Source organism: Pseudactinotalea sp. (assembly GCF_048594945.1).
GTDB lineage: Bacteria > Actinomycetota > Actinomycetes > Actinomycetales > Beutenbergiaceae > Pseudactinotalea.
The window spans coordinates 1-3386 of sequence record NZ_JBMDXJ010000420.1; the positions used below are offsets into that span (position 1 = coordinate 1).

General features: G+C 70.9%; 1 protein-coding gene and 1 pseudogene. One reads left to right on the forward strand and one right to left on the reverse strand.

Annotation, left to right across the window (positions count from 1 at the left end):
* A partial coding sequence (locus tag ACOJSN_RS19220) for a beta-glucosidase (RefSeq protein ID WP_420114096.1) occupies positions 1–2630 on the reverse strand: 2630 nt, incomplete at its 3' end.
* 187 nt (positions 2631–2817) lie between these two features.
* Between ACOJSN_RS19220 and ACOJSN_RS19225 the strand changes: the two are divergent.
* Positions 2818–3386, forward strand: a pseudogene (locus ACOJSN_RS19225) (sugar ABC transporter substrate-binding protein); the annotation flags it as partial.

The following is a 3386-nucleotide window of genomic DNA, read 5'->3' on the forward strand; positions in this document are numbered from 1 at the left end:
CGGTCGGCGGCCGGGTCCGTGGGCAGGGTCGCGGTCGCGAACGTGCGCCAGCCCGCGTCCGACCGGGACTGCAGCTCCACCCGGCTCGTGCCGGGTCCGGTGCGAGCGACACGGGCCACGAGCGGTTGAGCCAGCCCCTCGACGTCGGCGAATGAGACCCACCCGGGCCCGGAGACGGCGGTGCCTCGCTCGAGCGTCTCCACGATCAGCTGCACGTGCGCCAGGTCGTCGAAGGCGGAGGCGCGCAGCGGCACGCGGTGGGGGAGCGGTGCCTCACCCGCGAGGTCGACCTCGGCGTGCAGCGGGGTGTCGGCGGCGCTCGGCCCGGCGCTGAGCAGGTAGCGGCCTGGATCGACCGTGAGTGTCCCGCGCGCGGTGTCCCAGAACGCGAACCGGTCGCGGGGCACCGTGACCTCGACACGCGCATGCTCGCCCGGTTGAATCGGCACCCGCGCGTACCCGCCGAGACGACGCGGGAACGGCACCCGGTGATCGAGCGCGTCGGTGTACACCTGCACCACCTCGGTGGCCGGTCGGTCGCCGCCGTTGCTCACCACGACGACGACCCGGACCCCGCTCTCCTCGAGCGCGACGATCTCGAGCGAGCGGTACTGCACCGAGGTGTAGGTCAGCCCGTGCCCGAAGGCGAACAGCGGCTCGGCGTCGTTGTACCAGTAGGTCGATCGCCCCGCCACGATGTCGTAGTCGGTCAGCGCGCCGGCATCGGACGTGCTGCGCCACCAGGTCTGCGGCAACCGTCCGCTCGGCTCGGCGTCTCCGGCGATGACATCGATCAACCCGAGTCCCACCGCTTGCGAGTGGCCGCTCCAGAGCACCGCCCGGGCATCGAGGTCGAACGCGTAGGGGTAGCTCGAGACCAGCGTGAGCACGGCGTCCGGCTGTTCGCGCCGGGCGGCGAACCACAGCTCCTGCTGACTGGGTGGGAGCTCGAGCGAGGGGCGGTCCTCTGTCTCGCGTCCGAGCAGGTGCGGGTCGTTGCCGAGCGCGCAGATCACGAGGTCGCTCGCGGCCGCAGCCGTGGCCACTGCCGCGGTACCCGCCTGCACCGTGTGCACGCGCAGGCGGAGCGCCTCATCCTCCTCCGGCGCGGCGGCCACCAGCCGGTCCGCTGCGTCGAGGCGGAGCCAGCGCCCGGACGCCACATGCCGCAGCGCGCAGCTGCCGTCGTCGTACCGGCGGATCCGGAACGTCTGCTGCACCACCCAGCCATGTGGTCGGTCGGCGCTCGCGCTGACGACGCCACGATCGTCGACCGACCACAGCTTCCCCGACTCCCGGTCGGCGATCGTCGTCAAACCCCAGCCCCAGTCGGTGATGGCGAGGGTGCTCGGCACCTCGGCATCGGACGGAACCGGCCGCACCGCCACGCCCTCCGCGTCTGTGAGCACACGCCCGTCCGGGACCTGCAGCAGCACGTGGTCGGCGCCGTCGAGCGTGGTGATCTCGGCATCCGGCCACCGCTGCGCAGCCGCCTCGGCGATCGATGCCGTGTGCCGGGGCTCGCCGGCGTACCAGTCCGGCAGCACACGCTCGGCCAGCGGCCCCACCACGCAGACGGACCGTGGTGGCGCCGAACGCGGCAGGACGCCGTCGTTCACCAGCAGCACGACGCTGCGTCGGGCTGCCTCCCGGGCGAGGTCGGCGTGCGCGGTGAGCAGCGAGTCGAGGTCGGGCTTCACTGATGGCGGGTCAGCCTCGAGCAGGTCGACACGAGCACGTGTGATGAAGAGCCGCTTGACGGCGCGGTCGACATCGGCCTCGGTCACGAGGCCGTCACGCAGCGCGATGCGGACCGCGTCGATCGTGGGCCCGGCATCCCTGTCGTTGTCCGTGAAGGAGTCGATCCCTGCCTGCAGGGCCGCAGCATGCGCGGCCGCGGCATCCGGGTAGCAGCCTTGCGAGCGCACGAGGTTGGTCGGCGCCCCGGCGTCGGAGACCACGAGGATCTCGCCGTCCGCAAAGGACCGGACGGCCTCGATGAGGTCGCGGCTCGTGTGCGCCGGACGGCCGTTGACGAGGTTGTACGCCGGCATCACGGCACCCGCCACGCCCGCTCGGAGCGGACCGGCGAACGCGGGCAGCTCGTACTCGTGCAGCACCCGGTCGCGCACCTGCATCGATCGGACGTCACGGTCGGTCTCGACGTTGTAGGCCAGCAGGTGTTTGAGCGTCGGGACCGTGCGCCAGCCTGGTCCGCGGCCGCGCAGGCCCTGCGCGTACCCCGTGGCGAGATCCGCAGTCAGGTGCGGGTCCTCGGAGAAGCCCTCCTCGTTGCGGCCCCACAACGGGTGCCGCAGGGGGTCGACCACCGGTGCCCAGACGTTGAGTGAGATGCTCGGGTCGACCGCGTGCTTGGCGAGGAGCTCGTCGACCACCGCCGAGCCGATGCGTTCGGCCAGCGCGGGGTCCCAGGTCGCTGCCAGTCCCACAGGCTGCGGGAACACCGTGGCCTCACCGAGCCACGCGACGCCGTGCAGCACCTCCGACCCGGTGCGAAACGTGGGGAGGTGGACACGCTCGATGGCAGGGCTCCATTGATGGAGCATCGCCACCTTCTCGTCGAGCGTGAGCTGGGAGAGCAGGAGGTCGGCCTTCGCTGCAGGTGTCACGGAATCCCCATCGGTTCGTGTCGTGGGCAGGATGTCGCATCGCATTCCGTCGAACCGGTTCGATGCACGAGATCTGTCAGTGCTGACTCTAGGCGAGAGTCTTGCGAGATGTAAGCGCTCTCGGTACTGTCCTGTGTCGAACCGCTTCGACGATGGCGGGGCCGCCTGACACAAAGGAGTCTCAGAGATGATCCGTTCCACCCGTGCACCCATGGCGAGCGGCCAGAGCCGCCGCACCTTTCTGACGTTCCTCGGCGCCGGTGTGATCGGCTCCGCGGCGCTCGCAGGCTGCCGCACCGCCGGTGGCGGTAGCGGGAGCGATCCGAGCACATCGGCGGGCGCCGTCACCGATGACGTCCTTCCGGCCTACGTGCCGCTCGACTACGTGGAGCCCGACTTCCCGAGCGTGAACGGCTCGACCGCGGGCTTTGCGACCATCCCGGCCGACCTCGTGCAGGCCTTCGACGCTCCGCCGGGCTCAGGATCGACGTTCACGGCGATGACCCCGCTCTGGGGTGCGATCCCGCCGAGCACCGGCAACCAGTACTACGACGCCGTCAACGCGGCGATCGGCTCGACCATCGACTTCCAGATCAGCGACGGCAACACCTTCGGCGACAAGCTCGCCGCCGTGCTGGCCAGTGCCGATGACGTACCGGACTGGGTCTGCATCCCCACCTGGAACATTCCGCCGCGCTTCGACCAGGCGGTCGAGACCCTCTTCGAGGACCTCACGCCGTTCCTCGCAGGCGACGC